We start from the raw sequence: 1,255 nt of genomic DNA on the forward strand, positions 1-1,255 counted from the left end.
GGAACGAGTCCCTTCAGGCGGGTAGCGGCGCGGTGCTGACCGGCGATCCAGGCGTCCTCGACGTGGGTGCGGTGCACGTGGATGTACTGCATCGTGGTCGCGACCCAGACGTGTCCGAGGGCCTCCTGGATCGCGATCAGATCCATGCCGCCCAGGTAAAGCTGGCTGGCGCAGAAGTGCCGTAGCACGTGCGGGGTGACCCTGCCCGGCCAGTCCGGCAGATGGGTGGCGGCGGCGTCGGCGAGCGCGACCCGTAACGCCTCGTCGCCCACCCGGGCCGCGGAACCATCCGGATGTTTGCGTTCCGACGGGAACAGCGCGGCACCGTGGCGGTCGTGCTGGTCGCCGAACTGTCCCCACACGTCCTCGACGAACCAGCGCAGCGTCCGTCCCGCGTCGTTGATCAAAGGCACCATGCGTTCGCGGGGCCCGCTCCCGCGGGCACCCTCCCCCATGCGGACGTGGAGCTTGCCGAAGCGCCCGAGTTCCCACTTGATGTCGGCCAGGTCGAGGTTGCGGGCTTCGTTGACCCGCAGCCCGACCTCGGCCATCAGCCGGGCAGCGGCGTAGTTCCGGGCGGTCGGGGCGAACTTCCGGCAGGTCACCAACTCCTGGCGCCATCCCGCGAACAGCTGGTGCACCTGGTCGGCGCTGGGCGGGATGCGCAGCGACGCCCGTTGCTGTCCGCGGGGCCGGTTCATCTCATCGATCGGACATTCCACGACCCGGCCGGTGAGCTGGTGAATCTCGATCTTGTGGCGCAACTCCAGGAACTGGAAGTACGTCTTGAGCGCCTGCGCCCGTGCCAGCCCGGTGCTCTTCGCCGCGGTGCGCAGCACCTTGCCGAAGTAGGCGTCCGCGTCGGGCGGCTCCAGCTCCCACAGCGGCCGACCGAACCAGCCCCGCACCTGTTCCAGGTGGACCACGTCCGAGCGGATCGTGCCATCCGCCAACCCAGCGGCGGCCCGGGCGAGCACGAACCCGGACAGCACGTCGGTCTCGAACTCCGCCAGCTCTTCCGCACTCGCCGGCGATCGAGCCTGGCGAAGATCGCGCACCGCGGCCAGAGCCACCGCGCTCCCTCCCCTTCAGTTCGACCCGAACAACCTCGTCGTGGTCGAGAACGACTCATGGAGGCTGAAGTTCGGTCAGACGATCCACGGCCACTCGAACGAGGGGAATCGCCCTGCTCCAGGAGGTGGTCAGGCCGACGCGACATGAGGGAACTCCGGGGTTATTTCATATGATCGACATG

The 1,255-nt window shown here is 68.4% G+C and carries 1 protein-coding gene; it reads right to left on the minus strand.

Annotated features, from left to right (window positions below; translation table 11 throughout):
• Nucleotides 1-1,073 (minus strand): tyrosine-type recombinase/integrase (locus KME75_RS41635; protein ID WP_219420494.1); only part of this gene is annotated, 1,073 nt, incomplete at its 3' end.
• Nucleotides 1,074-1,255: the final 182 nt, after the last annotated feature.

Source organism: Pseudonocardia nigra (assembly GCF_019396355.1).
Lineage (GTDB): Bacteria > Actinomycetota > Actinomycetes > Mycobacteriales > Pseudonocardiaceae > Pseudonocardia > Pseudonocardia nigra.